This window comes from Micromonospora lupini (assembly GCF_026342015.1).
Lineage (GTDB): Bacteria > Actinomycetota > Actinomycetes > Mycobacteriales > Micromonosporaceae > Micromonospora > Micromonospora lupini_B.
In genome coordinates, this window is record NZ_JAPENL010000001.1 from 148,372 (window position 1) to 172,672 (window position 24,301).

The window sequence follows — 24,301 nt, forward strand, 5'->3', positions numbered from 1 at the left end:
GCCGCGCGGGGTCCGGTTCGGCGCGTGCCATGATTGCGCCCATGGGCAAGCAGCAGCACGTCGGCGGGGCCGACCGGGACAGCGGGTCGGGAGCCACGGCCGACCGTCCGACCGGTGGTGGGGCGGACGCGCGGCTCGCCGTCGCACACGACCCCGCAACACCACAGATGACCCTCATCGACCTGGCGTCCGACGCGTCGGTCGCGGTCCGCAAGGCGGTCGCGGCCCGGCCGGACGCGCCCGCGCAGGCGCTGCGGTCGTTGACCCGCGACCATGATCGTCACGTCCGCGAGGCCGTGGCGCGCAATCCCGCGACCTCTGTCGGTAATCTCCTGCGCCTGGTCAAGGACGCCGACCGGTGGGTCCGTTGGGCCGTCGCCGGCAACCCGGCCTGCGACGAGTCGGTCCGCCGGGTGATGGTGGCCGCGCCGGACAAGGAGCTTCGGGGTCTGCTCGCCGAGAGCCGCGAGTTGGAGCCCGAGCTGGCCGCCCGGCTTGTCGACGACGTCTCACCCGAGGTACGCGAACGGCTCGCCACCCACACCCACGATCCCGACGTCATCGTCGCCCTGCTGGCCGACCGCACCGTCCGCGTCCGCAAGGGGCTCGCCCGTAACCCGCGGACCACCGCCGCGCAGCGCGGCGCCCTGGCCACGGACCCGTCGGTCGACGTGCGGGCCGCGCTGGTCCGCGCCCTGGAGCTGGGCGAGGAGGATCTGGCGGGCCTGGTCGACGATCGTTCGGTCCAGGTCCGGCTGGCGATGGCCACGTCCGAGATCATTCCGTCGCACGTTCGGCAGACGCTCGAAGGCGATCCCGACGAGATGGTGGCCGCCGCGGCGCGGGACTTCCGCCCGGGGGTCGGCAGCTCCCCGGTGGTGCGGGCGCCCCGCATCGGTTCCCGACGCTCCGGCACCGGCCCGGGTCGGCCCGGCCGCGCCGCGCGCTGAGGCCCGGCCGCGCCGCGCGCTGAGGCCCGGCCGCGCCGCGCGCTGAGGCCCGGCCGCGCCGCGCGCTGAGGCCCGGCCGCGCCGCGCGCTGAGGCCCGGCCGCGCCGCGCGCTGAGGCCCGGCCGCGCCGCGCGCTGAGGCCCGGCCGCGCCGCGCGCTGAGGCCCGGCCGCGCCGCGCGCTGAGGCCCGGCCGCGCCGCGCGCTGAGGCCCGGCCGCGCCGCGCGCTGAGGCCCGGCCGCGCTGAGGCCCGGCCGCGCCGCGCGCTGAGACTGCGGTAGCCGGCCCGGTCGGGCTACCGGCGCGACGCACCCGCCTGCGACGGGGAGGGCGGGGTGGCGCCGGACGTGGACGGCGACGCCGCCTCGACCGGGAGGTCGCGGCCGGCGAGACGGCGGAGAAGCTCCCGGATCTGGCGCTTGTCCGCGGCGGGGACCGCGTCGTCGAGCAACCGCCTGCGGATGCTTCCCATGTCCGCCTCGACCTCCGCCAGCGCCCGGGGCGTCACGGCGGCGTTCGGCATCGCGAGCGGCCGGATCGCGGCGGCGATGGAGAGACCGAGTGTGGCGCAGAGGCTGCGGACCTTCGCCAGCTCGGGGTAGCGCTGCCAGTCACCGGCGAGCCAGCGGAACAGCGTCGAGCGGCTCACGCCTGTGTGGTGCGCGATGTCGCCGACTGTCCAACCGTGCTCCTCGCGGGCATCGTCGACGGCCTGGCGGACGAACTGCGCGAAGGCCATCTGAGGTGTCGTGGGGTAGGTGTCCATCCTCAGTCGTGCCCTCCCACCCGGGATCGCCTCGGTGTACCCGGCTCGATGGTCAGTTCTGATCACCCATTCCGAAGACGGCGGTACCACTGATCGTCTACCAGCTTCTGTGTGGGCGCAGCGGTGGCCGGCACGGCGACCTACTCGTTCGGGGTGGGGCGGATACTCAAATGCCGATCGTCCCGTTCGTGGACGACTGTCACGTTCACGGACTGTGATGGTCGCCGCAGCACGGCGGCTACGCCGCGTGATCTGGGTACCGTTCGTCAAATCAGGTACCGTCCGCTGTCACACAGTCTTCGCACCAACCTGGCTGCCCGCCACAGGGGAGCCGAACCGGAGGGACACACTCGTGAGAGTCCGTAGCGCAGTCCGTCAGGCCGGCCTCGTCGCGGCGGTCGCCGCTCTGGCGTTGAGCGCGGGATGTGCCAAGAAGGATGACAGCGAGGTCCAGGCGAGCGGGGTCAAGCTGGTCGAGGCCGGCAAGCTGACCGTCTGCACCCACCTGCCGTACCCGCCGTTCCAGTCGAAGGACGCCAGCGGCAAGGTCACCGGGTTCGACGTCGACGTGATGGACCTGGTGGCCAAGGAGTTGGGCGTCGAGCAGACGATCATCGACACGCCGTTCGAGGGGATCAAGTCCGGTCAGGACCTGAACACCGGCAAGTGCGACGCGGCCGCCGCGGGCATGACCATCACCGCCGAACGGCAGAAGGTGATGAACTTCTCCGACCCGTACTTCGACGCCACCCAGGCGATGCTTGTGAAGAGCGGCAAGACGTACAAGACGCTCGACGACCTGCGGGGCAAGAAGGTGGGCGTGCAGGCGGCCACCACCGGCCGTGACTACGCCAAGAAGTTCGAGGCGGAGAAGGGTCTTCAGATCGTCGAGTTCGAGGACCTCGCGGCCGAGCAGCAGGCGCTCGCCAACGGCCAGGTCGAGGCCGCCATCAACGACCTGCCGGTCTGGAGCGAGTACCTGAAGAAGAACCCGGGCGGGTTCCAGGTGACCGCCGAGTTCGACACCGGCGAGCAGTACGGGTTCTCGGTGAAGAAGGACGGCAACCCGGAACTGCTCAAGAAGATCAACGAGACGCTGGCCAAGGCCAAGCAGGACGGCACGTACGACGCGATCTACTCCAAGTGGATCGGCAAGCAGCCGAGCGCCTGATCGAAGCTCACTGGGGGAGGGCGTTCGTGCTGTGCGCCCTCCCCGTCGACACACTCCGGGAAGGCAACGAGCCGACGTGAAGCTGCGACGCCGCCAGCGGGAACGACTGTCCCTCGGCATCCAGTACCTGGTCTTCGTCGCGATCATCGTCGCGGTGCTCGCCGCCGCGGACTGGGGGCGGTTGGCCGACGCGTTCTTCCGCGTCGACATCATCGAGTCGATGTTCCCGACGATCATCACCGTGGCGCTGCGCAACACGATCCTCTACACGGTGGGCGCGTTCGCCTTCGGCCTCGTGTTCGGCACCATCCTCGCGCTGATGCGGCTGTCCCGGGTGGCGCCGTACCGCTGGCTGGCGACCGCGTACATCGAGTTGTTCCGGGGTCTGCCGGCGCTGCTGGTGCTCTTCCTCGTCGGGTACGGCATCCCCATCGCCTTCCCGGAGCGGGAGATCCCCGGCGGCGTGTTCGGTTCGATCGCCATCGGCCTCGGCCTGACCGCCGCCGCGTACATGGCCGAGACCATCCGGGCCGGCATCCAGGCCGTGCCGAAGGGGCAGATGGAGGCGGCCCGCACCCTCGGCATGTCGCACGTCACCGCCATGCGCACCATCGTGATCCCGCAGGCGTTCCGGATCGTCATCCCACCGCTGACGAACGAGCTCATCCTGCTCACCAAGGACTCGTCGCTGGCCTACGTGCTGGGCGTGACGGCATCGACAATCGAGGTCACCAAGTTCGGCCGGGACATGCTCAACGACCGGGTGAACGCCACGCCGCTGCTGGTGGCCGGCCTCGCGTACCTGGTCATCACCCTGCCCCTGTCCCAGGTGGTGCGCCGCCTCGAACTCCGCTACGCCAAGGCCCGGTGACCCGCATGACGACCACCCCGTCCCGCCCCGCCGTCGAGATCCGCGACCTGCACAAGTCCTTCGGGGCGCTCGAGGTGCTCAAGGGCATCGACTTCGAGGTCGGTCAGGGCGAGGTCGTCTGCGTGATCGGGCCGTCCGGCTCCGGCAAGTCCACGCTGCTGCGCTGCGTCGACCTCCTCGAAGAGCCGACCGCCGGCACGATCTGGGTGAACGGCGTCGAGATGACCGACCCGGACGTCGAGATCGACGCCGTACGTCGGGGCATCGGCATGGTGTTCCAGTCGTTCAACCTGTTTCCGCACCTGACCGTGCTGAACAACCTCACAGTCGCCCAGCGGCGGGTGCTGCGGCGTCCTCGCGCCGAGGCCGAGCGGATCGCGCGGGCCAACCTGGAGCGTGTCGGCCTGAGCGACAAGGCCGACGCGTTCCCGGCGCAGCTCTCCGGCGGGCAGCAGCAGCGGGCCGCGATCGCCAGGTCGTTGTCGATGGAGCCGAAGCTGATGCTCTTCGACGAGCCGACCTCGGCGCTCGACCCGGAGCTGGTCGGCGACGTGCTCACCGTCATGCGCAAGCTGGCCGAGGACGGCATGACGATGATGGTGGTCACCCACGAGATGGCGTTCGCCCGGGACGTGGCGGACCGCGTCGTGTTCATGGACGACGGCGTCGTCGTCGAGCAGGGGCCGCCGCAGGAGGTGCTGGGCGCGCCGAAGCACGAACGGACCCGCGCGTTCCTCGCCCGGGTCCTCGACCCGACCCGGGTGGAGCGGCTCGGTCAGCCCGACCAGTCGCCCGAGCCGCCCGAGGCCCCCGGCTTGCCGACCGACGGCCGCCACACCGTCTGACCAGGCCACAACGCCTGGTCAATCGACGTACGTTGTGATCCCGCGGTAATCTTCCTGCAATCAGACCTGTACTTTCGTCGATGGATTACATAAGTTGGGTTCATCCATCGAAAGTTCTGAGTCTTCCGAGCGAAGTCCGCGACGATCCTCACCTCAGTCGTGCTGCCGCCTTGTGCTCGGCGGTCGACGCACCCTGCCCTCGTCGTGTCTTCGCCCGGTCGGGAACGGAGACCCATGGACGATCACGCCGTTGGCTCCCACCGCCATCTGTCCCGCCGATCACTGATCGCCACCGGGGCGCTCGCCGCCGGAGCGTTGGGCGCGTCCGCCCCCACGCTCGGTGACGCGTTCGGAGGCAGCCCGGCCCGGGCCGCCGCCGGAGTGACCAAAAAGGTCACCATCTACGCCGAGCAGTTGCCCGGCGGGCTGTTCGGGTACGGCCTCGCACCCGGCCAGGCCACCGTGCCGGGGCCCGTGCTGGAGATCTACGAGGGTGACACCCTGGAGATCACCCTGGTCAACACCACCGAGCAGCGGCTGTCCATCCATCCACACGGGGTGGACTACAGCACCGACTCGGACGGCAGCCCGCTCAACGCCTCGTTCAACAACCCCGGCGAGACCCGGACGTACGTCTGGCGCTCCCACGAGATGGTGGCCGCGGCCGGCCGCCGGTACATGCCGGGCAGCGCCGGCTACTGGCACTACCACGATCACGCCATGGGCACCGACCACGGCACCGCCGGTGTCGCGAAGGGCCTGTACGGGGCGCTGATCGTCCGCCGCCGCGGCGACATCCTGCCGGAGAAGCAGTTCACAGTCGTGTTCCACGACATGACGATCAACAACCGGATGGCCCCGGACACGCCGATGTTCGAGGCGAACCTGGGCCAGCGGGTGGAGTGGCTCGCCATCGGGCACGGCAACCTGTTCCACACCTTCCACCTGCACGCGCACCGCTGGGCGGACAACCGCACCGGAATGCTTGAGGGGCCGGCCGACCCGAGCCTGGTCATCGACAACAAGGACCTCAACCCGGGCAGCTCGTTCGGGTTCCAGGTGCTGGCCGGTGAGGGCGTCGGGCCCGGCGCGTGGATGTACCACTGCCACGTGCAGAACCACTCCGACGGCGGCATGGCCGGGATCTTCCTGGTGCGCAACGCCGACGGCAGCATGCCCCCCGGCGCCGAGGAGGCGATCCACCGGTTCCAGGGCCACACCCACACGCACGGAAGCTGACCGAAAGTGGGGACGGGGATGACCAGAGACGTACGACGAGCCCTCGCCGCGGTAGCGGCCTTCGCCACACTGATCCCGGGCGCGGCCACGGCCACGGCGGCGACAGCCGCGCCGCGACCCGCGACCGCCGCTGCGGCGGCACAGCCGTCCAGGACCGCCGTGCTCGTGTTCCACGGGCCGGTGGCCGAGCAGCAGGACCCGGTGTCGCGTGCCGTGGACACCATCCGACAGCTTGCGGCCAGTCATGACATCGATGTCACAGCCACCACGGATCCGGGCGTTTTCTCGCAGACCGGGCTGTCGGCGTACCGCAGCGTGGTGTTTCTCTCCGCGACGGGCGCCGCGCTCAACCGCGACCAGGAGTCGGCGCTACAGGGCTATCTGAAGGCCGGCGGCGGCTTCGTCGGCATCGCCGACGCCGCCCGCGCGCAGGTCGACTCCACCTGGTTCACCGGCCTGATCGGCACCCGCCCGGCGGGCGCCATCCCGGTGGCCGAGCCGGTGGCCGCGGTGACCGCAAGCGGCGAGAACCCGCCGACCGAGTCCAAGGAGAAGCTGACCGACGGCGACGCCAACACCAAGTGGCTGGTCCGCACCCCGACCGCGTGGGTGGCCTACCAACTGGCCGCACCCAAACGGATCACCGGGTACGCGCTGACGTCCGCAAACGACTTCGTCGGGCGGGACCCGAAGGACTGGACCCTGCAGGGCTCCAACGACGGGCAGAGCTGGTCCGATCTGGACCGACGCACCAACCAGACCTTCGCGGAGCGGTTCCAGACCCGCCGGTTCGACATCGCCACGCCGCAGGAGTTCACCCGGTACCGGCTGAACATCACCGCCAACAGCGGTGAGCCGCTGATCCAGCTCGCCGACCTGCGCCTGTTCACCGGCACGGCCACCGCGCCGCCGCCGACCCCCGTGAACCGGGCGGTGGTCGACATCCTGGACCGTGAGCACCCGGCCACCGCGTCGCTGCCCCTGACGATCACCAGGTCCGACCGCTGGGACAACTGGGACCCGAACCCGATCGGCAGCGTGCACACGCTGGCCCAGGTCGAGGAGCGGCACTACGACCCGGGGCAGGCCGCCAACGGCCCGTTCCACCCGGTGTCCTGGTGCCGGGACTACGACGGTGGCCGGTCGTTCTACACAGGCATGGGTCACACCGAGGGCAGTTACGGCGAGGAGGCGTTCCGCACGCACCTGGCCGGGGCGCTCGAGTGGACCACCGGCCGCGTACGCGGCGACTGCCAGGCGACGATCGCCGCGAACTACAAGGTGGAGCGGCTCACCGCGGCAAACCAGACCGGGCAGCTCGACCAGATCGGCGAGCCGCACGGGCTCACCATCGCGCCGGACGGCACCGTCTTCTACGTCGGCAAGGCCGCCTGCCCGAGCGGCCCGATCGCGGACTGGAACGACCCGAAGGTCGGCCTGGGCTGCGGCACCATCCACTCCTGGGATCCACGGACCAGGCAGGTCAAGCTGCTCACCACCCTGGAGGTGATGGGCAACCGGGGCAGCGGCTCCGAGTTGGTCAAGAACGAGGAGGGCCTGCTCGGCATCGTGCCCGACCCCGCGTTCGCCGACAACGGTTGGCTCTACGTCTACTGGATGCCGCACGAGTCGATCGACAGGGTGCAGCGGGTCGGGCAGCGCACCGTCTCCCGGTTCACCTACGACCGTCAGATGCAGACCATCGACCAGGCCACCCGCAAGGATCTCCTGAAGTTCCCGGTGCAGATCCACAGTTGCTGCCACGCCGGCGGCGGCATGGCGTTCGACGCGAAGGGCAACCTCTACGTCGGCTCCGGCGACAACAACTCCTCCGAGGGGTCGCAGGGCTACTCCGGCAACAACTGGACGCAGGAGTACCAGGGCATCTCGTTCCAGGACGCCCGTCGGACGGCGGGCAACACCAACGACCTCGCCGGCAAGATCATCCGGATCCACCCGGAGGCCGACGGCACGTACACCATCCCGGAGGGCAACCTCTTCCCGCCGGGCACCGAGAAGACCCGCCCGGAGATCTACGTGATGGGCGTGCGCAACATCGCCCGTCTCCAGGTCGACCCGGAGCACCAGTGGCTGACCGCCGGCTGGGTCGGTCCGGACGCCTCGTCGCCAAGCCCCACCCTGGGCCCGGCCAAGTACGAGACGGCAACCATCATCACGTCGGCCGGCAACCAGGGTTGGCCGTACTGCATGGGCAACCGCCAGCCGTACCGGGACCGCAGCAGCACCGATGCGACGGTGCTGACCGGCTGGTACGACTGCGGCAACCTGAAGAACGAGTCGCCGCGCAACACCGGACTGGTGGACATCCCGGCGGCCCGGGACAACATGATCTGGTACTCGCCGGACGGCGGCGGCCCGATCTTCCCGAAGCGCACCGACGGCAGCGGCCTCCCGACGTACGTCGCGGCCGACGCCACCTACACGCAGCCGTACCTGCGCGGCGGCGGGCAGGCCATCATGTCCGGCCCGACCTACCACCGCGACCGGGTCGACCCGAACAGCACCGTGGCGTGGCCTGCGTACTGGGACGAGAAGTGGTTCATCGGCGACCAGTCGAACGCCGCCAACCGGGTCGCGGTCACCGTCGACCCCGCCGGCGTGCCGACGGCCACCCCTCCGGTGTACGCCGAGTCGCTGCGCGCCATCATCCCCAGCGGCAACGGCGACACCCGGCTGCAGAGCTGGATGGACGCCAAGTTCGGCCCGGACGGCGCGCTCTACCTGCTCGACTACGGAGGCGGGTTCTTCAGCCTGAACCCCAACCAGAAGCTCATCCGGATCACCTACACCGGCGGGGCGCCCACCCCGGCGCCGGCGGCGACCTCCGTCGCGGTGCAGAACAAACCGTTGACGATCGCCTTCACCGGCTCCCGGTCCGGCGGTGTGAGCCACAGGTGGGAGTTCGGCGACGGCGCCACGTCCACCGAGGCGGACCCCCGCCACACGTACGCCACTGTCGGCACCTACACGGCGAAGCTCACCGTCACGTACGCCGACGGCGAGACGGCGACGGTGCAGACCACTGTCACGGTCGGCTGCGCGGCGCCGGACTCCCGGGCCACGGTGTGGCTCGGCGACACGGACACCGCAGTCCCCAGCCGTACGGTCGGGCAGGGCTGCACGATCAACGACCTGATCGACGACGAGAGCACCTGGCCCGACCACAACGCCTTCGTCCGGCACGTCAGCACGGTGACACGCGCGCTGCAGGACGACGGCCTGCTCAACGCCCGCGAGGCGGGCACGCTCACACGCCTGGCCGCAGCGTCCGACATCGGCCGGGACGGGCGCACCGGATACGAGCCGCTCTACGACGGCACCGCCGAGTCGCTGCGTGGTTGGCAGCAGGCGCCGACGGGGTCGTTCAGCATCCAGCCGGACGGGGCGCTGCGCTCCAGCGGCGGCCTCGGCATGCTCTGGCACACCAGGGAACTGGCGGACTTCTCGCTGAAGGTGCAGTTCCGCGACATCGCCCCGGGCGCCGGCCGCGCCAACACAGGCGTCTTCATCCGGTTCCCGGACCTGCGTACACCCCTGGAGCAGCGGCCACCGGGCAGCTGCGGGACTGTCGGGTCGGCCCGGACCTCGCCGGCCTGGATGGCGATCTACTGCGGACACGAGATCCAGATCTACGACGGGGAGACCGGCGAGCCACAGAAGACCGGCTCGGTCTACAACTTCGACCCGGTGCCGCTCGCCCAGGCCGGCATCACGCCGAAGAACGTGTGGAACGACTACGAGATCCGGGTGGTCGGGCAGCACTACACGATGATCCGCAACGGCGTGGTGATCAACGAGTTCGACAACACGCCGGGCAAGGAGTCGTCCCGGGCCGGCGACCCGCCGACCGACCTGCGGCAGTTCCTGAGTGGCTTCATCGGCCTGCAGAACCACGGTGACAACGACCTGACCGAGTTCCGCAACATCCGCGTGCGGGAACTCTAGGAGAGACCATGATCCGACGACTCACGGCCGCCGTGGCGGCGCTCCTGCTCGCGGTCACGCCGTTGGCCGCGCCACAGGCCTCCGCCGCCCCGCGCGCCGCCGCGGACCAGGTGCTGACCTGGACCGCCGACGACAACACCACACGCTACAAGTCCGTGCCCACCACTGCGGTGGCCGGTGCGGCGACGATCATCTGGGAGAACAGCGCGGCCACCGGCAACACCACCGGGATGCCGCACACACTGACCTTCGACACCAGCACCGAGGGCTACAACCACGACGTCAACCTCAACATCCTGGCCAGCCCGTTCGACGCCAACGACGGCCGCCACCAGGCGACGGTCACGCTGACCCCGGGCCGGTACCGCTACTTCTGCTCGATCCCCGGCCACAGCCAGATGGTCGGCGAACTGGTCGTCACCGACGGCGGGGGAGGCGACGACACCACGCCGCCGACGGTCACCGCCGCCGTGTCGGGTGACCGCGACGGCGACGGCAACTACGTCGGTGCGGCAACGGTGACCGTCACGGCCGCCGACGCCGGCTCGGGCGTGGAGACCGTCGAGTACCAGGTCGACGACACCAGCTTCCAGTCGTACACCCAGCCGGTGCAGGTAGGCGCTGTCGGCGACCACTCGGTGCAGTTCCGCGCGACCGACCAGGCCGGCAACACCAGCGCGGTCGGCTCGGTGTCGTTCCGGATCGTCGAGCCGACCGAGGAGGACACCACCGCGCCGGTGGTCACGGCCGCGCTGACCGGCGACCGCGACGGCGACGGCAACTACGTCGGTACGGCCACCGGCACGCTCACCGCCACCGACGCCGGCTCCGGGGTCGCCACCATCGAGTACGCGCTGGACGGGGCGGCCTTCGCCGCGTACAGCGGTCCGATCGTGGTGACCGCGGTCGGGATGCACATGCTGCACTACCGGGCGACCGACGTCGCCGGCAACACCTCGGCCGAGCAGATGGCCCACTTCACAGTCGTCGCCCCGCCGGAGGAGGACGACACCCCGCCCACGGTGGCCGCCACCGTCACCGGTGAGCGGGACGCCGACGGCGCGTACGTCGGCGTCGCGACCGTCACCGTCACCGCGAGCGACGCCGGCTCGGGCGTGGCGTCGGTCGAGTACGCGCTCGACACCGGTGGTTGGACCGCGTACGCCGGCCCGGTAAGCGTGCGCGCCGTCGGCGCGCACACCCTGCGGTACCGGGCGACCGACACCGCGGGGAACGCCGCCGCCGAGCAGTCGGCGACGTTCACGGTGGTGGCCGGCGGCACCGACGCCTGCCCCGCGTCCGACACGCGAGGCACCGTGGTCATCGACGGTGACGACACAGGCGTGGCGAACGTCGACACCGGCGACGGTTGCACGATCAACGATCTGATCGACGAACACGCCGACTACCCCGGCCACGCCGACTTCGTCCGGCACGTCGAGGCGGTCACCGCCGCGCTGGTGAGCGGCGGAACGCTCAACAAACGGCAGCAGGGCGCCATCGTCCGGGCCGCGGCCCGATCGGACGTCGGCGCATGAGCACCCGAATCTCATCGACAGGGAGTACCACGATGCCCGGACGTACCGTCGCCAAGCTGGCCACCGTGACCGCAGTCATCGCCGCCTCGGTGCTGGCCGTGGCGCCCACCGCCCACGCCGACCTGGTCACCCACTGCATCGGCACCGGCGGTGCGGTGACCGTGCCCAACGACCTGCTCGTCCCGGCCGGAGAGTCCTGCGCGCTGACCGGCACCACGATCACCGGCAACGTCACAGTCGCCGCCGGCGCCAACCTGGTCGTCACCGGTGGCCGGGTCAGCGGTGAGGTACGGGTCGCCGCCGACGGCTACCTCGACGCCACCGAGACGAGCGTCGACGGCCAGGTGGTGCTGGCCGCCGGCGGGTACGGCGTCTACCTCTCCGACGCCCGCACCGGGGCCGTGACCGTGCGGCCGAAGGGCTCGGCGACCATCGACAGCTTCCTGTTCGCCGAGGCGGCGACGATCGCCGGAAACGTCACGGTCGGCGCCGGCGAGGTCCGGCTCGACAGGGGCACCCAGGTGGAACGCAACGTCAGTAGCACCGGCACCTACTACACAGACGTGCACGACTCGTTCGTCGACGGCACCCTGTCGGTGCTCAACAGCGCCACCGGCAGTGTCGTGTGCGGCAGCGCGGTCCGGGGTCGGGCCACGTTCGCCGGCAACCTCGGCGGCGTCCAGCTCGGCCCGAACGGCGCCCTCGACAGCTGCGCCTCCGGCGGCTACTGGGGCGCTGACGTCAGCGTCACCAGCACCACCGGCGGTGTCACGGTCGACGACAACATCATCAACGGTCAGTTGACGGTGACGGGCAACAACCCGGCCGCCCAGGTGGCCGCGAACAACCGGATCCGTGGCGGAGTGACGGGCGACCAGGCCGCGGCGACCACCAACCGGGCGGCCCGGATGGCCGGCGCCGACCGCGAGGACGCCGGCGACCAGCGGGCGGAGACCCGTCGTACCTCGGCGGTGCAGGAGGCCACCGCGGCCGGCGCCGCGAAGCTCTAGAGGGGCAGGTCCTCAGCCTGGCTGGGGCGGTGGGCGCAGCCGGCGACCAGCGGTGACCGTCGGTCACCTCGGTCGGGGCGGATGCGGTGGTGAGCGGTATACCTCAGAGGCATGAATATGCCTCTGAGGTATACCGCTCAAGAGCACGTCGATGTGCCGGACACGAGGTCACGAACGACACCGCCCGGTGGTCACGAAAGGCGCACAGGCCGGGAGGGCTATGACTGTCCGATGTTGTAGAAGGCCGCCGGATCGTTGGCAAGGGACGCCTTGATGTAGGCGCTCCACTCGTCGGCGAGGACCTCGATCCGGCCGGCCTCGATGCCGTCGAGAGCGGCGCGGACGACGTCGGCGGGGTCCATCTTGTCGCCGTCGTAGTCGGCCATCATGTCGGTGTCGGCGGCGCCCAGGTGCAGCCCGGTGACCAGCGTGCCCTGCTTGGCCAGTTCGAGTCGGACGCCGTTGGTCAGGCTCCACGCGGCCGCCTTGGCGGCGGCGTAGGCGTTCGCCCCGTCATAGGAGAACCACGACAACGCCGACAGGACGTTGAGGATGGCGCCGCCGCCGTTGGCGCCGAGGATTGGGGCGAACGCCCGCACCATGTCGAGGGTGCCGTAGAAGTGGGTGTCCATCTCGGCGCGGATACCGTTCAGGTCGCCGGTGACGAGGTTGGTCCCCGTGGTGATCCCGGCGTTGTTGACGAGCAGGGTCACGTCGGAGGCGATCGAGGCGGCGTCGCGCACCGTCTGCGGGTCGGTGATGTCCAGGCGGAGCCTCTCGACGCCGGGGATGTCGATCTTTTCGGGGTCGCGGGCCGTGGCGTACACCTTGGCCGCGCCGCGCTCGAGCAGTTGTCGGGTGAACTGCCGGCCGATGCCACGGTTGGCGCCGGTGACAAGCGCGATCGAGCCTGAGATCTGCATGATGCCCTCCGTTGGGGTTCGACGATCACTCGTACGCGACCTACGCTAGAACCTGACGTTGACGTGAGAGACAAGGTCGTGTGGCGGGTGTCACCGGCAGTGGGGGAGGGGTCGTGCGGATCGGGGAACTCGCCACCAGTACGGGCGTGTCGGTGCGCGCCCTGCGCTACTACGAGGAGCAGGCGCTGCTGATCTCCGAACGCAGCGGCGGTGGCCAGCGCCACTACGGCGAGGCGGCGGTCGACCGCGTCCAGCTGATCCAGACGCTGTACGCCGCGGGCCTGTCCAGCAGGACCATCCTGGCCCTGCTGCCCTGCGTCGACGCGAAGGTCAACACCCCGCAGTCCCGCGCCCTGCTGAACGCCGAACGCGGCCGTATCGATCAGCAGATCAACCGACTCATCCAGGCCAGGGCCCGACTCGACGACGTCATCGCGCTCAGCGAGAGCCCGGCCAGCGGCTGCAACCGGACGGGCGCCGCCCTGGTCTAGCCGCTGGAGGAGATGGCGGCGCACGCGACCGTTCCCGCTTTATATTTCAGTTCGTCGATGTTAACGTTAACTTAACGTCGTCGTCTGCCGGTCGACATGAGCTTCGGCCGGGGCGCTGTGGGATCGGAGAACGCTTATGACCACATCCGGCGGGATTCGTCGTGTGCGCTCGGTGGCGGTGATGACGGTGGGCGCTCTCGCCACCGCGGTCTCGCTGGCTTCCGCCGCGTCCGCGTCCGCGACCATCACCGTGGCCGCCGACGGCAGCGGCACCTACACGACCGTGCAGGCGGCCATCGACAGCGTCGTGGCGAACAACGGCGTTCCGGTCACCATCACCATCAAACCCGGCATCTACCGGGGCGTGGTCACCGTTCCCGCCAACAAGCCCCACCTCACGTTGGCCGGCGCCGGCGGCTCCGCCGCCCAGGTGGTGATCGTCGAAGGGCACGCGTCCGGCCAGAGCAAGCCCGGTGGCGGCACGTACGGCACGTCCGGCAGCGCCTCGGTCTTCGTCAACGCCAACGACACCACGATCAGCAATCTGACCATGTCGAACGACTTCAACGAGGCCGCCAACACCCTCGACGCCGAGCAGGCCGTCGCCGTCAACACCTCAGGCGACCGGGTGCAGTTCGACAACGTGCGCATCCTCGGTAACCAGGACACTCTGCTGGTCAACGCGCCAAGTGTCAGCTCGGTCCGGCGTCTCTACGTCCGTAACTCCTACGTGGAGGGCGACGTCGACTTCATCTTCGGGCGCGGCACCATGGTCTTCCAGAACGGCACCGTGCACTCGCTCACCCGGGGTTCGTCGTCGAACAACGGCTACATCACGGCGGCGGCCACCGACATCAACAACAAGTTCGGCTTCCTGTTCTGGGGAACCGCACTGACGAGCAACGCTCCCGCCAGGACCGTCTATCTGGGCCGGCCCTGGCACCCCAGCGGCGACGTCAACGCCCGCGGTCAGGTCCTCTACCGGGGCGTCGCGATGGGGGCACACGTCCGCACCGACCCCTGGACCGACATGTCCGGCTTCTCGTGGAGGACCGCCCGGTTCGCCGAGTACGGCAGCACCGGGGCCGGCGCCGTCGTCAACGCCAACCGGCCCCAGATGAGCGCCTCCACCGCCACCCAGTACACCCCCACCGCCTATCTGGCGGGTAACGACGGCTGGAACCCGATCCGATGACGACGATTCGTTCCCACGATGGTGGTCACCGATCCGTGCCCCCGCGCGCCCGACTCGGTGCACTCAGGAACGCGGTGACGAAGACGCGTACCGCGGCCCTCATCGCCGTCGCCGCCGGGGTGCTCGCCGCAGGTCTGCCGGTCCTCAGCGCCCAGGCCGCGGTCGGCGACGGCACGCCTACCGACTCCAACATCAGCTTCGTCGGCCGGTGGAACAAGGCGAACTCCTCGGCGTACGTGCCCTACTGGGCCGGCGCGTACCTGCGGGTCGGGTTCACGGGCAAGACCGTCAAGCTCCGGCAGCGCAACACCATCCAGCTCTGGGCCAGCATCGACGGCAGGGCGTTCACGTCCTTCACCGGCTCCGGCACGATCAACCTGACGCCGACCGCGCTGGCGGCCGGCAACCACACGTTGATCGTCAGTTACCGGCAGGTGGCCGGCTCCTACACCGGCGACGCGGTCTTCCAGGGGCTGATCCTGGATTCGGGCGCGGGCACGGTCAAGCCACCGGCCCGACCCAAGCTTGTCGAGTTCGTCGGTGACTCGATCACCGCAGGCGCCACGAGCAGTCAGCTTGCCGTGACGGACTACGGCTTCAAGGTCGGTGAGAGGCTCGGCTACGACCACACCCAGATCGCGATCGGTGGCATGTGTCTGGCCGAGACGACCGATGGATGCTGGGCGCAGACGACGCGCTACTGGATGTCGTCGGGTGGCCAGGCCGGCACCGACCAGTGGGACTTCTCCCGCTACACGGCCGACGGCGTGGTGATCAACCTGGGGACCAACGACAAGAGCCACGGCGTGAGCGCCGCTACCTTCCAGGCGACGTACACCACCTTCCTCACCAGGATCCGGGCCAGGTTCCCGAACGCCAAGCTCTTCGCCATGCGGACGTTCATCGGTCGGTATGCGGCCGAGACGGAGGCGGCGGTGCGGGCCCGCAACGCCGCGGGCGACGCCAACGTGTTCTACGTGGACACCACCGGCTGGCTGCCGTCCGGCGGGCTGAGCGACTCGGTGCACCCGAACGACGCGGGCCACCAGGCCATCACCGAGAGGCTGGCCCCGATCCTCAGCGCAGCACTGACCACGACCCCGTCCCCCACGACCGCGCCGACGACTGCCGCGCCGACGACTGCGGCGCCGACGACTGCGGCGCCGACGACTGCGGCGCCGACGACTGCGGCGCCGACGACTGCGGCGCCGACGACTGCGGCGCCGACGACTGCGGCGCCGACGACTGCCGCGCCGACGACCCCCGCGGGTGGGGCCTGCGCGGTCGCCTACCGCAAGACCGGTGACTGGGGTACGGGCGCCCAGTTCGACGTGACGCTCAGCAACACCTCCACCGTCCCGGTCAACGGTTGGACACTTACCTGGTCCCTGCCGGGCAGCCAGCGGATCACGCAGTCCTGGAATTCCACAGTCACCCAGTCCGGGGCCGCGGCCACGGCGGTGAACGTCTCCTGGAACGCGGTGATCCCGGCCGCCGGTTCGACCAGCTTCGGATTCGTCACCGACAGCCCGCTCGACGGAGCGACAGGTTTCGACCTCAACGGCTCCCCGTGCGCCACCACCACATGATGGCCGGCGTCTCCGATCAAGGCAGGAGTAACCCGATGAAGCTTCGCCGATCGCGTCTCGTGGTCCTGGCGGTAACGGTCCTGACCGTCGGGGCCGGCGGGCTCGGCATCGCCACCGCCCAGGCGGCCACCCCGGCCTGCGGTGTCTCCTACCGGATCACCAGCCAGTGGGCCGGCGGGTTCGGAGCCGACGTCGTCGTCACCAACCTCGGCGGCGCGGTGAGCGGCTGGAGCGTGGGTTGGAGCCTCGCCCCCGGGCAGGGCGTGACGCAGGCGTGGAACGCCGCCGTCACGGTCACCGGCACGGCGGTGACCGCCACAAACGTGAGCTACAACGGTGCCGTCGGCTCTGGCGCGTCGGTCAACTTCGGCTTCACCGGCTCGTGGAGCGGCAGTAACCCGGTGCCGTCGTCGTTCACGTTCAACGGCAGCACCTGTGCCGGCCCGCCGGCAGCGACCCCCACCGCACCGACACCGACACCGACGCCGCCGACATCAACGCCCACGCCGACGTCAGCGCCGACGCCGACGTCGACGCCCTGCCCCGCCCCGAGCACACCGTCGGCGACCCCGTCCGCGTCGCCGACGCCCGCGCCGATCAAGGTGTGGATGGCAGGCGATTCCACGATGATGAACGCCAGTTCCTGTCCGATCGGCTGGGGCAGCCAGTTCGCGTCCTACCTCACGTCGAACGTCACGGTGCAGAACAGCGCCGTCGGCGGTCGCAGCATCCAGACGTGGCTGTACGAGGGCAATGTGACCTCCACCAAGAACTCGGCAGGCGAGTGCTCGCTCAGCTCGACCGCGTACAGCGCGCGGTGGTCGGCGATGCTGGACGCTGGCAGCGGCTTCAAGGCCGGCGACTATCTGATCATCCAGTTCGGCATCAACGACGGTGACTCGGCCTGCCCGCGTCACGTTGGCACCAACCGCTTCAAGGAACTGCTCGGCGTCATGGCGACGGCTGCCAAGGCCCGAGGCGTGAAGCCGATCTTCGTCACCCCGGTCGCGGCAATCACCTGCAGCGGCAGCACCGCCGTCGGCAACCGCGGTTTCGTCACCGAGACGACGGCCGCGGCGGCCGCCAACGGCGTACCGGTCATCGACCTGCACGCGAAGAGCGTGGCGCTCTACAACACGCTCAGGCTCTGCCCGAACAACGGTGACTACTCGACGGGCGCGGTCGGTGCGTTCTTCTGCAACGACCACACCCACTTCGAGGCCGCCGGCGCCAGACAGATCGCCGGCCTGATCGCCACAGCCCTGCGGGCGCAGAACATCCCGCTGGCCGCCTACCTGAAGTAACCGGCTCACGCGAGGCAGATACGACGTTCGTGGTACGTCGACGGGTCCGGCAGTCCGTACAGTCTGGCGGTATGCGGCGTTGGGTCGTGGAGACGATGATCGTGGCGGCCGTGGGCGTGCTGACTGCGTACCGGCTCGCGACGACGCCTGTGGCGCTTGGTGATCGAGTGCCGGACCTGTGGGCGTACGCTGCCGCAGCCGTGATGGTGTTCGTGCTGCCCGTTCGACGGCGGTGGCCGGTCGGTGTGCTGATCCTCGTCGGCGGGCTCTACCTGGCCTACCACATCTGCCACTACCCGGGTGGCGTGCCGGCGGTGCCCGCGTGGGTCGCGCTGTACTCCGTCGGTGCGGCGTCGCGGCAGCGCGTGGGTCTCATCGTCGCGGCCCTGTTCGTGCTGCTGGACGCTCAGGGGCGGGTGGCGGTGACCGGCGCGAGGCCGTTCGACGCGTCGCTGGACAGCTCGACGGTTGTGTTCGTGGCGGCGTTGCTGCTCGGCGAGGTGGTGCGCGGGCGCCGGACCCAGCTGGCGTTGCTGGCGGCCGACCAGAGCCGGGCCGCCGAGCAGCGGGTCGTCGAGGAACGTATCCGCATCGCCCGGGAACTCCACGACATCACGGCGCACACCTTGGCCGTGGTGTCGGTGCAGGCGGGCGTCGCGGCCGACGTGCTGGACGAGGATCCCGCCCAGGCCCGAACCGCGCTGCGTGAGGTGCGCCGGGCCAGCCGCGAGGCGATGGTGGAGTTACGCGCGGCGGTGGGCGTGCTGCGCGACGGCACCCCGGCGGCCGGGCCGGAGCCGCCGACGCCCACGCTTGATCGGCTGCCCGCGCTTGCAGAATCGACAGGTGCGGTCGTGACCTGCGATGGCGAGCCGCGCGCGTTGCCGCGGGCCGTGGAGGCCACCGCTTACCGCATCGTCCAAGAGGCAGTGACGAACGCGTTGCGGCACGCCGGTGCGGCCCAGATCGAGGTGCGTGTCGGATACCGTCCCGACGGACTGTCGGTGACGGTGCGCGACAACGGGCGGGGCGGCGTCCCGGTAGCCGGCAACGGGCTGCGTGGCATGGCCGAGCGCGCCGGCGGGCTGGGCGGGTGGCTTCGCGCGGGGCCGGCCGACGGCGGAGGCTTCGAGGTGCGGGGGTGGCTGCCGGTATGACGGTTCGTGTCCTGCTGGCCGACGACCAGACCCTCGTACGCGCGGGCTTCCGGGTCCTGCTGGAGCGGGCGCCGGACATCGAGGTTGTCGCGGAGGCAACTGATGGGGAGGAGGCGATAGCCCTCACCCGAGCGCACCGGCCGGATGTCGTGTTGATGGACATCCGGATGCCGGGCACGGACGGTTTGACGGCCGCCCGGCGCATCCTCGCCGATGCCAGGTTGCCCGACGTGCGCGTCGTCGTGCTGACCACATTCGAGTTGGACGAGTACGTCTTCGCGGCGCTGCAGGCGGGCGCGAGCGGGTTCCTGCTCAAGGATCTGGAGCCGGACGAACTGCGCCGGGCGGTACGCGTGGTCGCCGCCGGTGACGCGCTGCTGGCGCCCGCCGTGACCAGACGACTCATCGCCGCCTTCGCCAGCGGTCCAGGAGTGCCGGGCCTCGACAGCCTGACCTCGCGCGAGCGGGAGGTGGTCGGCCTCGTCGCCGACGGCCTGTCGACAGTGGAGGTGGCGGAACGGCTGAGGATGAGCCCGGCCACGGCGAAGACCCACACCAACCGGGCGATGACGAAACTCGGGGCTCGCGATCGGGCGCAGCTTGTCGTTTTCGCGTACCGCAGCGGGCTTGTCGGCCTACCGCGACCGCGGTAGGCCGACGCCCACCGATGGCAGATCCGGTGGGGGTACGCCGCTCGTAGCGTTCCGGTCATGTTTCTCATCCTGGGTCCGGCGTTGAATCTGCTCGCCGGCTTCTTCTGGCAGAACGACACTCAAGGCAGCACCGCCGGCACGATCATCGTGTTGTCGAACGCGTGCTGGCTCATCGGGCTGATCGGGTTGTTCGAGCGGCTGCGGGCCACCACTCCGAAGTACGTCGCGGTCGGGTTGCCGGTAACGGTGTTCGGCGCGATCGGCGGGGTGGCTTACGGTGTACAGAGTATTCATGAGGACCTGTTCGCCGTCTCCCACGCCGATGCGGTCGAACGACTTGGCGAGCACCCGTTCGCCGCGTTCGCGGTGTACTGGACGTGCGGACCGCTGTTCCCCATCAGCCTCTTCGTCCTGGGCCTCGTGCTGGCCAAGGTGCGCGTGGCGCCACTTCCGGTCGGCATCATGATCAGCCTGGGCGCGGTCGTGTTCCCGCTGAGCCGCATCACCCGGGAGGCGTCCATCGCGCACCTGGCGGACCTGTTCCTGCTGTTGCCGTTCCTCTATCTGGGGCTGCGGTCGATGTCGCGGTCCCGGGGCGTACCAGGCCCCCACCGCCACCGGGACGGCGTGGGTTCCCAGACAGGGGTCTAGGGCTTGTTTCGTAAGAACTGGCCGGCCTGCGGCGGGCCCGGACGACGACCGGCGGCAAGGCGGTTTCGCCCGGATACAACACCGGTATCCAGACAAAACCGCCTTGCCGGATCGCCGTCCGGACTCCGCCTCGGCTCGACCGCCCCTATGCAACAGGCCCTAGATCGGAGCGAGTTCCGGAATGCCGTAGTGCCTGTCGAGGACCTGCATGGCGGCGCCCGCCGCGATGACGTCCGCGCCCAGGCGGGACAGGGTCACCGTCGGGACCAGCCAGTCCGCGCGCGGCACGTCGGTGCGGACGGCCCGCTCGACCGCGGGGAGGTAGACGTCCGCGTGGCGGAGCAGATCCGCGCCGGCAAGCACGACGTGGGCGAGGTCGAGGGTCTGAAGCAGGTTGACGACGCCGACGGCCAGGACGCGAGCCGCGCGGGCGACGTCTCCGGCCTCGGTGGCGCGCAGGTGCACGACCTCCAGGCAGCCGAGGCGCCCGCAGACGCAGCGGGGCCCGTCCAGGTCGACCACCGTGTGCCCGAACTCCCCGGCGTTTGTGTGCGCGCCCCGGTGGGCGGCGCCGCCCAGCCAGAAGCCGCCGCCGATGCCGGACTCGACCATGATGAGTGCCGCGTCGCCGAATGTGGCGCCGTGTCGCCACGCCTCGGCGGTGATCCCGGCGGTCACGTCCTTGTCGAGGTGCACCGGTAGGCCCAGGTGCGCCTCGGCAAGCTCACGCAGCGGTACGTCGTGCCAGTGCCGCAGGCCGTGTGCGTCCCGGACCAGCCCGTGCGCGTGGTCGAGCGGGCCGATCATGCCGATGCCCACGCCGGTCAGGCGGCTCCGCAGCTCGGCGCCGGCGGTGATCGCCTCGATGCCTACGGACAGGGCGTCGAGGAGCTGACCGGGGGTGAAGTCGGCGGGTAGAGGGCTGATCGTGGAGTGGTGCACGGCGCCGGCGAGGTCGACCAGGACCAGTCGCAGTGTGCGTCGGGCGACGTGCGCGCCGATCGCGTACCGGCTGTCGGGGACCAGCTCGTAGACGACCGCCGGCTTGCCGATGCCCGGGCGGCGGACACCTGCGGAGCGGATCAGCCCGTCGGCGGTCAGGCGGGCGATGACCTTGGAGACCGCCTGCGGTGTCAGGCCGGTGGCGTCGACGACCGTGGACCGCTCGAACGTCCGTACGGTGCGCCCCACGGCCATGACCAGCGCCTGGTTGTAGCCGCGCAGGAACGTCACGTCGGCTGTGGTGCGCGTCATCTCACCAGCCTATTACGCAACGCTGTTGCTAAATTCGCTCGGTGAACGGACTGAGCAGAGGCCAGCGCCTGGCGGCGTTGGCGGCCCTGGCCCTGGGCGGCGTGGCGGTCGGCCTGACGGAGTTCGTGGCGATGGGCCTGCTGCCCGAGATGGCACGCGGCCTTCTCCCGCAGGAGTACGCCCGATCGTCGTCGGACGCGGTCGCCCAGGCCGGTTGGATGATCACCGCGTACGCGCTGGGCGTGGTCGTCGGCGCCCCGCTGATCGCCGCCCTCAGCGCGCGCCTGCCCCGCCGCAGGCTCGTCCTCGGGCTGCTCGTCCTCTTCGCCGTCGGCACCGTCGCGTCCGCCACGGCCCCGACGTTCGAACTGGTGCTTGTGGCGCGGTTCGTCGCGGCGCTGCCGCACGGCGCGTACTTCGGCGCGGCCGGCCTGCTCGCGGCGACCCTGATGGGCCCCGGCAACGAGGCGCGGGGCTTCGCCACCGTGCTCGGTGGGCTGACCGTGAGCAACGTGGTGGGCGTACCGCTGATCACCCGGCTCGGGCAGGCGGTCGGCTGGCGTGCGGCGTACCTGGTGATCGCCGGGGTTTTCCTGCTCACGCTGCTGGCGGTGCTGGCGGTCGTCCCGGAGGTCGCCGCGGCGGCGGACGGCTCGCCGGCCGCCGAACTGCGCGCGCTGCGGACCTCGCAGGTGTGGCTGGTCGCGGCCACCGGGGCGATCGGCTTCGCCGGGTTCTTCGCCGTCGACTCCTACATCGCGCCGGTCACCACCGACGTCGCCGGCCTCTCCGCCGCGACCGTGCCGTGGGTGCTGGTCGCGGTGGGTCTCGGCATGACCGTCGGCAACGCCCTGGGCGGCTGGCTCGCCGACCGGGACCTGCGCCGCAGCATGATGATCGGCTTCGTCGCCATGATCGTCAGCATCGGTGTGTTCAGCCTCGTCGCGTCGAACCGCGTGGGCCTGTTCGTGGGCGCGTTCCTGGTCGGCGCGACGAGCCTCTACCTCGGTCCGGTCCTGCAGGCACGCCTGATCACTGTCGCCCCCGGGGCCCAGCTGATGGGCGCGGCGCTCAACCAGTCCGCCATGAACATCGCCAACAGCCTGGGCGCGGCGCTGGGCAGCGTCGCCATCGCCGCCGGACTCGGCTACCTCGCGCCGGCCCGGGTGGGCCTGGTGCTGGCGGTCGTCGGGCTGGGCCTGGGCATCGTCAGCTTCGCCGCCGGACGTCGCCGCGACCGGGAGCCCTCCGCCGTCGCGGGCTGACGGCCACCGCCGCCGCTCAGCTGACCGCCGTGGCCAGGAGGTCGCCGACGGCGGCGCGGACGGGATCGGGATTCGCCCAGGACCAGTTGGGGTGCGCCCGGTTGGTGAGCAGGGCGAGCACGAGTCTGCGGTCCGGATCGACAAGGAACGAGGGGCCGGCGAACCCGGTGTGGCCGAAGGTACGCGAGGACGCGAGCCGGCCCATGAACCAGGGCTGGTTGAGCACCACGCCGAGACCGTGGGCGGCCGTGCGGCGCGGGCGCTCGGGGTCGACGGCCGGCTTGCCCGCGTTGTGGTTGGTGAGCATCGTGCGCACGGTGCCGGCGGACAGGACGCGTCTGCCCTGGTAGGTGCCGCCGTCCAGGAGTAGCTGGCCGATGGCGGCGAGGTCGGTGGCGGTGGCGAAGACCCCCGCGTGGCCGGCGACGCCGCCGAGGTGGTTGGCGACGTCGTCGTGCACGGTGCCGCGCAGCAGGCCGCGCGACGAGCGGGCGTCGGTCGCCACCATCCGGCTGGCCCGCGCGGCGCCGGGCAGCCAGGTCGTGGGGTTGAAGCCGGTGTCGCGCAGGCCGAGCGGACCGGTGAGGTTGGCCTTGAGCGCCTGGTCGAGTCGGCTGCCGGTGACCTTCTCGACGATCTTGCCGGCGACCATGAGCCCGACGCTTGAGTAGCGGAACGTCTTCCCGGGCACCGCCGAGGAGACCAGCGGGGTGGCGAGCACCGCGTTCCAGCGCGCCGTGTTGTCGGGCAGCCCGGTGACCTTGGCCCCCACCGGGAGGCCGCTGGTGTGGGTGAGGAGCATCTCGACGGTGACGCCGTCCTTGCCGGCGCCTGTGAAGCCGGGCAGGTAGTCGCGGACCGGCGCGCCCAGCTCGACGCGACCCTTCTCGACCTGCTGCAGCAGCAGGATCGCGGTGTAGACCTTGGTGACCGACGCGAGGTCGAAGACGGAATCGGGGCGCATCGCGACGCGTTGGCTCGCCGCGAGGAGTTTCGGGCCGGCCGCGTAGCGCAGCGCCTCCCCGACGGCGGTGTGCACAGTCGTCTTTCCGTCGACAAGCACGACGGCGACCGCGCCGGGAAAGCCGTTGTGCCTGACGGCCTGCGGCGAGGCGGGAAGGTGACGCCGCAGCAGGGCCGCCAGCTGCGGGGCGTACCGGGCCTGGTTGGCGGCCGTGGACCCGCCGCCGGGCGACGGGGAGGCGCCCGGCGTGCCCGACGTCGGGGTGTTCCCGGCCGCGCCGAACCCCACCCGGTTTCCCGCGGCGTCGGTGGCCGTCGCCGCGCCGCCGGGGTCGGTCGCGCCCGGCCCCGGGCCGCCGCTGTCACCGCAGCCGGTGAGGGCGCAGGTTGCGGCGGCCAGGCCAGCTCCGAGCAGGGTACGACGGGCGACAGGCATGCCGATGATGGTGACAGGAGGGACGCGGGGTCGCCAGCCTCGCTCAGCCGAACGCCGACCGCGTC

19 protein-coding genes and 1 pseudogene are annotated in these 24,301 nt (G+C 70.8%); 16 read left to right on the forward strand and 4 right to left on the reverse strand.

What is annotated here, in order from left to right; translation table 11 throughout:
• Positions 1–41 precede the first annotated feature (41 nt).
• On the forward strand, positions 42–950 hold the full coding sequence (locus OOJ91_RS00675; RefSeq protein ID WP_266241315.1) for a hypothetical protein: 909 nt from the start codon (positions 42–44) through the stop codon (positions 948–950).
• 372 nt (positions 951–1,322) lie between these two features.
• On the opposite strand, the pseudogene OOJ91_RS00680 reads toward OOJ91_RS00675, so the two are convergent.
• Positions 1,323–1,715: pseudogene (locus tag OOJ91_RS00680) on the reverse strand (helix-turn-helix domain-containing protein); the annotation flags it as partial.
• Between the two features lie 352 nt (positions 1,716–2,067).
• On the opposite strand from OOJ91_RS00680, the gene OOJ91_RS00685 reads away from it, so the two are divergent.
• From OOJ91_RS00685 to OOJ91_RS00715, 7 genes are all read left to right on the forward strand, one after another.
• Entirely contained in the window at positions 2,068–2,886 is an 819-nt protein-coding gene (locus OOJ91_RS00685) for a basic amino acid ABC transporter substrate-binding protein (RefSeq protein ID WP_266241318.1), read from the forward strand.
• A 76-nt stretch (positions 2,887–2,962) separates the two neighbouring features.
• Positions 2,963–3,757, forward strand: coding sequence for an amino acid ABC transporter permease (locus OOJ91_RS00690; RefSeq protein WP_266241319.1), 795 nt, complete (start codon positions 2,963–2,965; stop codon positions 3,755–3,757).
• Positions 3,758–3,762: 5 nt separating this feature from the next.
• Entirely contained in the window at positions 3,763–4,602 is an 840-nt protein-coding gene (locus tag OOJ91_RS00695) for an amino acid ABC transporter ATP-binding protein (protein ID WP_266241320.1), read from the forward strand.
• A 234-nt stretch (positions 4,603–4,836) separates the two neighbouring features.
• Positions 4,837–5,841 carry a multicopper oxidase domain-containing protein gene (locus OOJ91_RS00700; protein WP_266241322.1) on the forward strand — a complete coding sequence of 335 codons (1,005 nt, stop codon included), beginning with the start codon at positions 4,837–4,839 and terminating at the stop codon, positions 5,839–5,841.
• 18 nt (positions 5,842–5,859) lie between these two features.
• The gene (locus tag OOJ91_RS00705; RefSeq protein ID WP_266241324.1) at positions 5,860–9,807 is read left to right on the forward strand and encodes a ThuA domain-containing protein; all 3,948 of its coding nucleotides are present in this window, start codon (positions 5,860–5,862) and stop codon (positions 9,805–9,807) included.
• An 8-nt stretch (positions 9,808–9,815) separates the two neighbouring features.
• The gene (locus tag OOJ91_RS00710) at positions 9,816–11,345 is read left to right on the forward strand and encodes a cupredoxin domain-containing protein (protein WP_266241326.1); all 1,530 of its coding nucleotides are present in this window, start codon (positions 9,816–9,818) and stop codon (positions 11,343–11,345) included.
• Positions 11,346–11,377: 32 nt separating this feature from the next.
• Positions 11,378–12,355, forward strand: coding sequence for a hypothetical protein (locus OOJ91_RS00715; RefSeq protein WP_266241327.1), 978 nt, complete (start codon positions 11,378–11,380; stop codon positions 12,353–12,355).
• 218 nt (positions 12,356–12,573) lie between these two features.
• Here the strand turns inward: OOJ91_RS00715 and OOJ91_RS00720 are convergent, their stop codons facing one another.
• Positions 12,574–13,278, reverse strand: coding sequence for an SDR family oxidoreductase (locus OOJ91_RS00720; RefSeq protein WP_266241329.1), 705 nt, complete (start codon positions 13,276–13,278; stop codon positions 12,574–12,576).
• A 113-nt stretch (positions 13,279–13,391) separates the two neighbouring features.
• On the opposite strand from OOJ91_RS00720, the gene OOJ91_RS00725 reads away from it, so the two are divergent.
• The 7 genes from OOJ91_RS00725 (at position 13,392) to OOJ91_RS00755 (ending at position 20,318) form a co-directional block, all read left to right on the forward strand.
• Positions 13,392–13,769: a MerR family transcriptional regulator gene (locus tag OOJ91_RS00725; protein ID WP_266241331.1), complete on the forward strand. Its 378-nt coding sequence runs from the start codon at positions 13,392–13,394 to the stop codon at positions 13,767–13,769.
• A gap of 136 nt (positions 13,770–13,905) precedes the next feature.
• Positions 13,906–14,964, forward strand: coding sequence for a pectinesterase family protein (locus OOJ91_RS00730; protein WP_266241333.1), 1,059 nt, complete (start codon positions 13,906–13,908; stop codon positions 14,962–14,964).
• Between the two features lie 74 nt (positions 14,965–15,038).
• Positions 15,039–16,553: a cellulose binding domain-containing protein gene (locus tag OOJ91_RS00735; protein WP_266241335.1), complete on the forward strand. Its 1,515-nt coding sequence runs from the start codon at positions 15,039–15,041 to the stop codon at positions 16,551–16,553.
• 35 nt (positions 16,554–16,588) lie between these two features.
• The gene (locus tag OOJ91_RS00740; RefSeq protein ID WP_266241337.1) at positions 16,589–17,857 is read left to right on the forward strand and encodes a cellulose binding domain-containing protein; all 1,269 of its coding nucleotides are present in this window, start codon (positions 16,589–16,591) and stop codon (positions 17,855–17,857) included.
• 71 nt (positions 17,858–17,928) lie between these two features.
• Positions 17,929–19,014 carry a sensor histidine kinase gene (locus OOJ91_RS00745; protein WP_266241339.1) on the forward strand — a complete coding sequence of 362 codons (1,086 nt, stop codon included), beginning with the start codon at positions 17,929–17,931 and terminating at the stop codon, positions 19,012–19,014.
• Positions 19,011–19,667, forward strand: a complete 657-nt coding sequence (locus tag OOJ91_RS00750; RefSeq protein ID WP_266241341.1) for a response regulator transcription factor — start codon at positions 19,011–19,013, stop codon at positions 19,665–19,667. Before OOJ91_RS00745 ends, OOJ91_RS00750 begins: the two co-directional genes overlap by 4 nt.
• Before the next feature lie 57 nt (positions 19,668–19,724).
• The gene (locus OOJ91_RS00755; RefSeq protein WP_266241342.1) at positions 19,725–20,318 is read left to right on the forward strand and encodes a hypothetical protein; all 594 of its coding nucleotides are present in this window, start codon (positions 19,725–19,727) and stop codon (positions 20,316–20,318) included.
• A gap of 159 nt (positions 20,319–20,477) precedes the next feature.
• On the opposite strand, the gene OOJ91_RS00760 is transcribed toward OOJ91_RS00755, so the two are convergent.
• On the reverse strand, positions 20,478–21,572 hold the full coding sequence (locus tag OOJ91_RS00760) for an ROK family transcriptional regulator (RefSeq protein ID WP_266241344.1): 1,095 nt from the start codon (positions 21,570–21,572) through the stop codon (positions 20,478–20,480).
• Positions 21,573–21,613: 41 nt separating this feature from the next.
• On the opposite strand from OOJ91_RS00760, the gene OOJ91_RS00765 reads away from it, so the two are divergent.
• Positions 21,614–22,837, forward strand: a complete 1,224-nt coding sequence (locus tag OOJ91_RS00765; protein WP_266241346.1) for an MFS transporter — start codon at positions 21,614–21,616, stop codon at positions 22,835–22,837.
• Positions 22,838–22,853: 16 nt separating this feature from the next.
• Here the strand turns inward: OOJ91_RS00765 and OOJ91_RS00770 are convergent, their stop codons facing one another.
• Positions 22,854–24,236 carry a serine hydrolase domain-containing protein gene (locus OOJ91_RS00770; protein ID WP_266241348.1) on the reverse strand — a complete coding sequence of 461 codons (1,383 nt, stop codon included), beginning with the start codon at positions 24,234–24,236 and terminating at the stop codon, positions 22,854–22,856.
• Positions 24,237–24,301: the final 65 nt, after the last annotated feature.

Bases quoted from the DNA above. Each gene is read 5' to 3' on its own strand.
- OOJ91_RS00675 (WP_266241315.1), top strand. From the start codon at position 42: ATGGGCAAGCAGCAGCACGTCGGCGGGGCCGACCGGGACAGCGGGTCG.
- OOJ91_RS00695 (WP_266241320.1), top strand. From the start codon at position 3,763: ATGACGACCACCCCGTCCCGCCCCGCCGTCGAGATCCGCGACCTGCAC.
- OOJ91_RS00700 (WP_266241322.1), top strand. From the start codon at position 4,837: ATGGACGATCACGCCGTTGGCTCCCACCGCCATCTGTCCCGCCGATCA.
- OOJ91_RS00705 (WP_266241324.1), top strand. From the start codon at position 5,860: ATGACCAGAGACGTACGACGAGCCCTCGCCGCGGTAGCGGCCTTCGCC.
- OOJ91_RS00710 (WP_266241326.1), top strand. From the start codon at position 9,816: ATGATCCGACGACTCACGGCCGCCGTGGCGGCGCTCCTGCTCGCGGTC.
- OOJ91_RS00715 (WP_266241327.1), top strand. From the start codon at position 11,378: ATGCCCGGACGTACCGTCGCCAAGCTGGCCACCGTGACCGCAGTCATC.
- OOJ91_RS00720 (WP_266241329.1), bottom strand. From the start codon at position 13,278: ATGCAGATCTCAGGCTCGATCGCGCTTGTCACCGGCGCCAACCGTGGC.
- OOJ91_RS00730 (WP_266241333.1), top strand. From the start codon at position 13,906: ATGACCACATCCGGCGGGATTCGTCGTGTGCGCTCGGTGGCGGTGATG.
- OOJ91_RS00740 (WP_266241337.1), top strand. From the start codon at position 16,589: ATGAAGCTTCGCCGATCGCGTCTCGTGGTCCTGGCGGTAACGGTCCTG.
- OOJ91_RS00745 (WP_266241339.1), top strand. From the start codon at position 17,929: ATGCGGCGTTGGGTCGTGGAGACGATGATCGTGGCGGCCGTGGGCGTG.
- OOJ91_RS00750 (WP_266241341.1), top strand. From the start codon at position 19,011: ATGACGGTTCGTGTCCTGCTGGCCGACGACCAGACCCTCGTACGCGCG.
- OOJ91_RS00755 (WP_266241342.1), top strand. From the start codon at position 19,725: ATGTTTCTCATCCTGGGTCCGGCGTTGAATCTGCTCGCCGGCTTCTTC.
- OOJ91_RS00760 (WP_266241344.1), bottom strand. From the start codon at position 21,572: ATGACGCGCACCACAGCCGACGTGACGTTCCTGCGCGGCTACAACCAG.
- OOJ91_RS00770 (WP_266241348.1), bottom strand. From the start codon at position 24,236: ATGCCTGTCGCCCGTCGTACCCTGCTCGGAGCTGGCCTGGCCGCCGCA.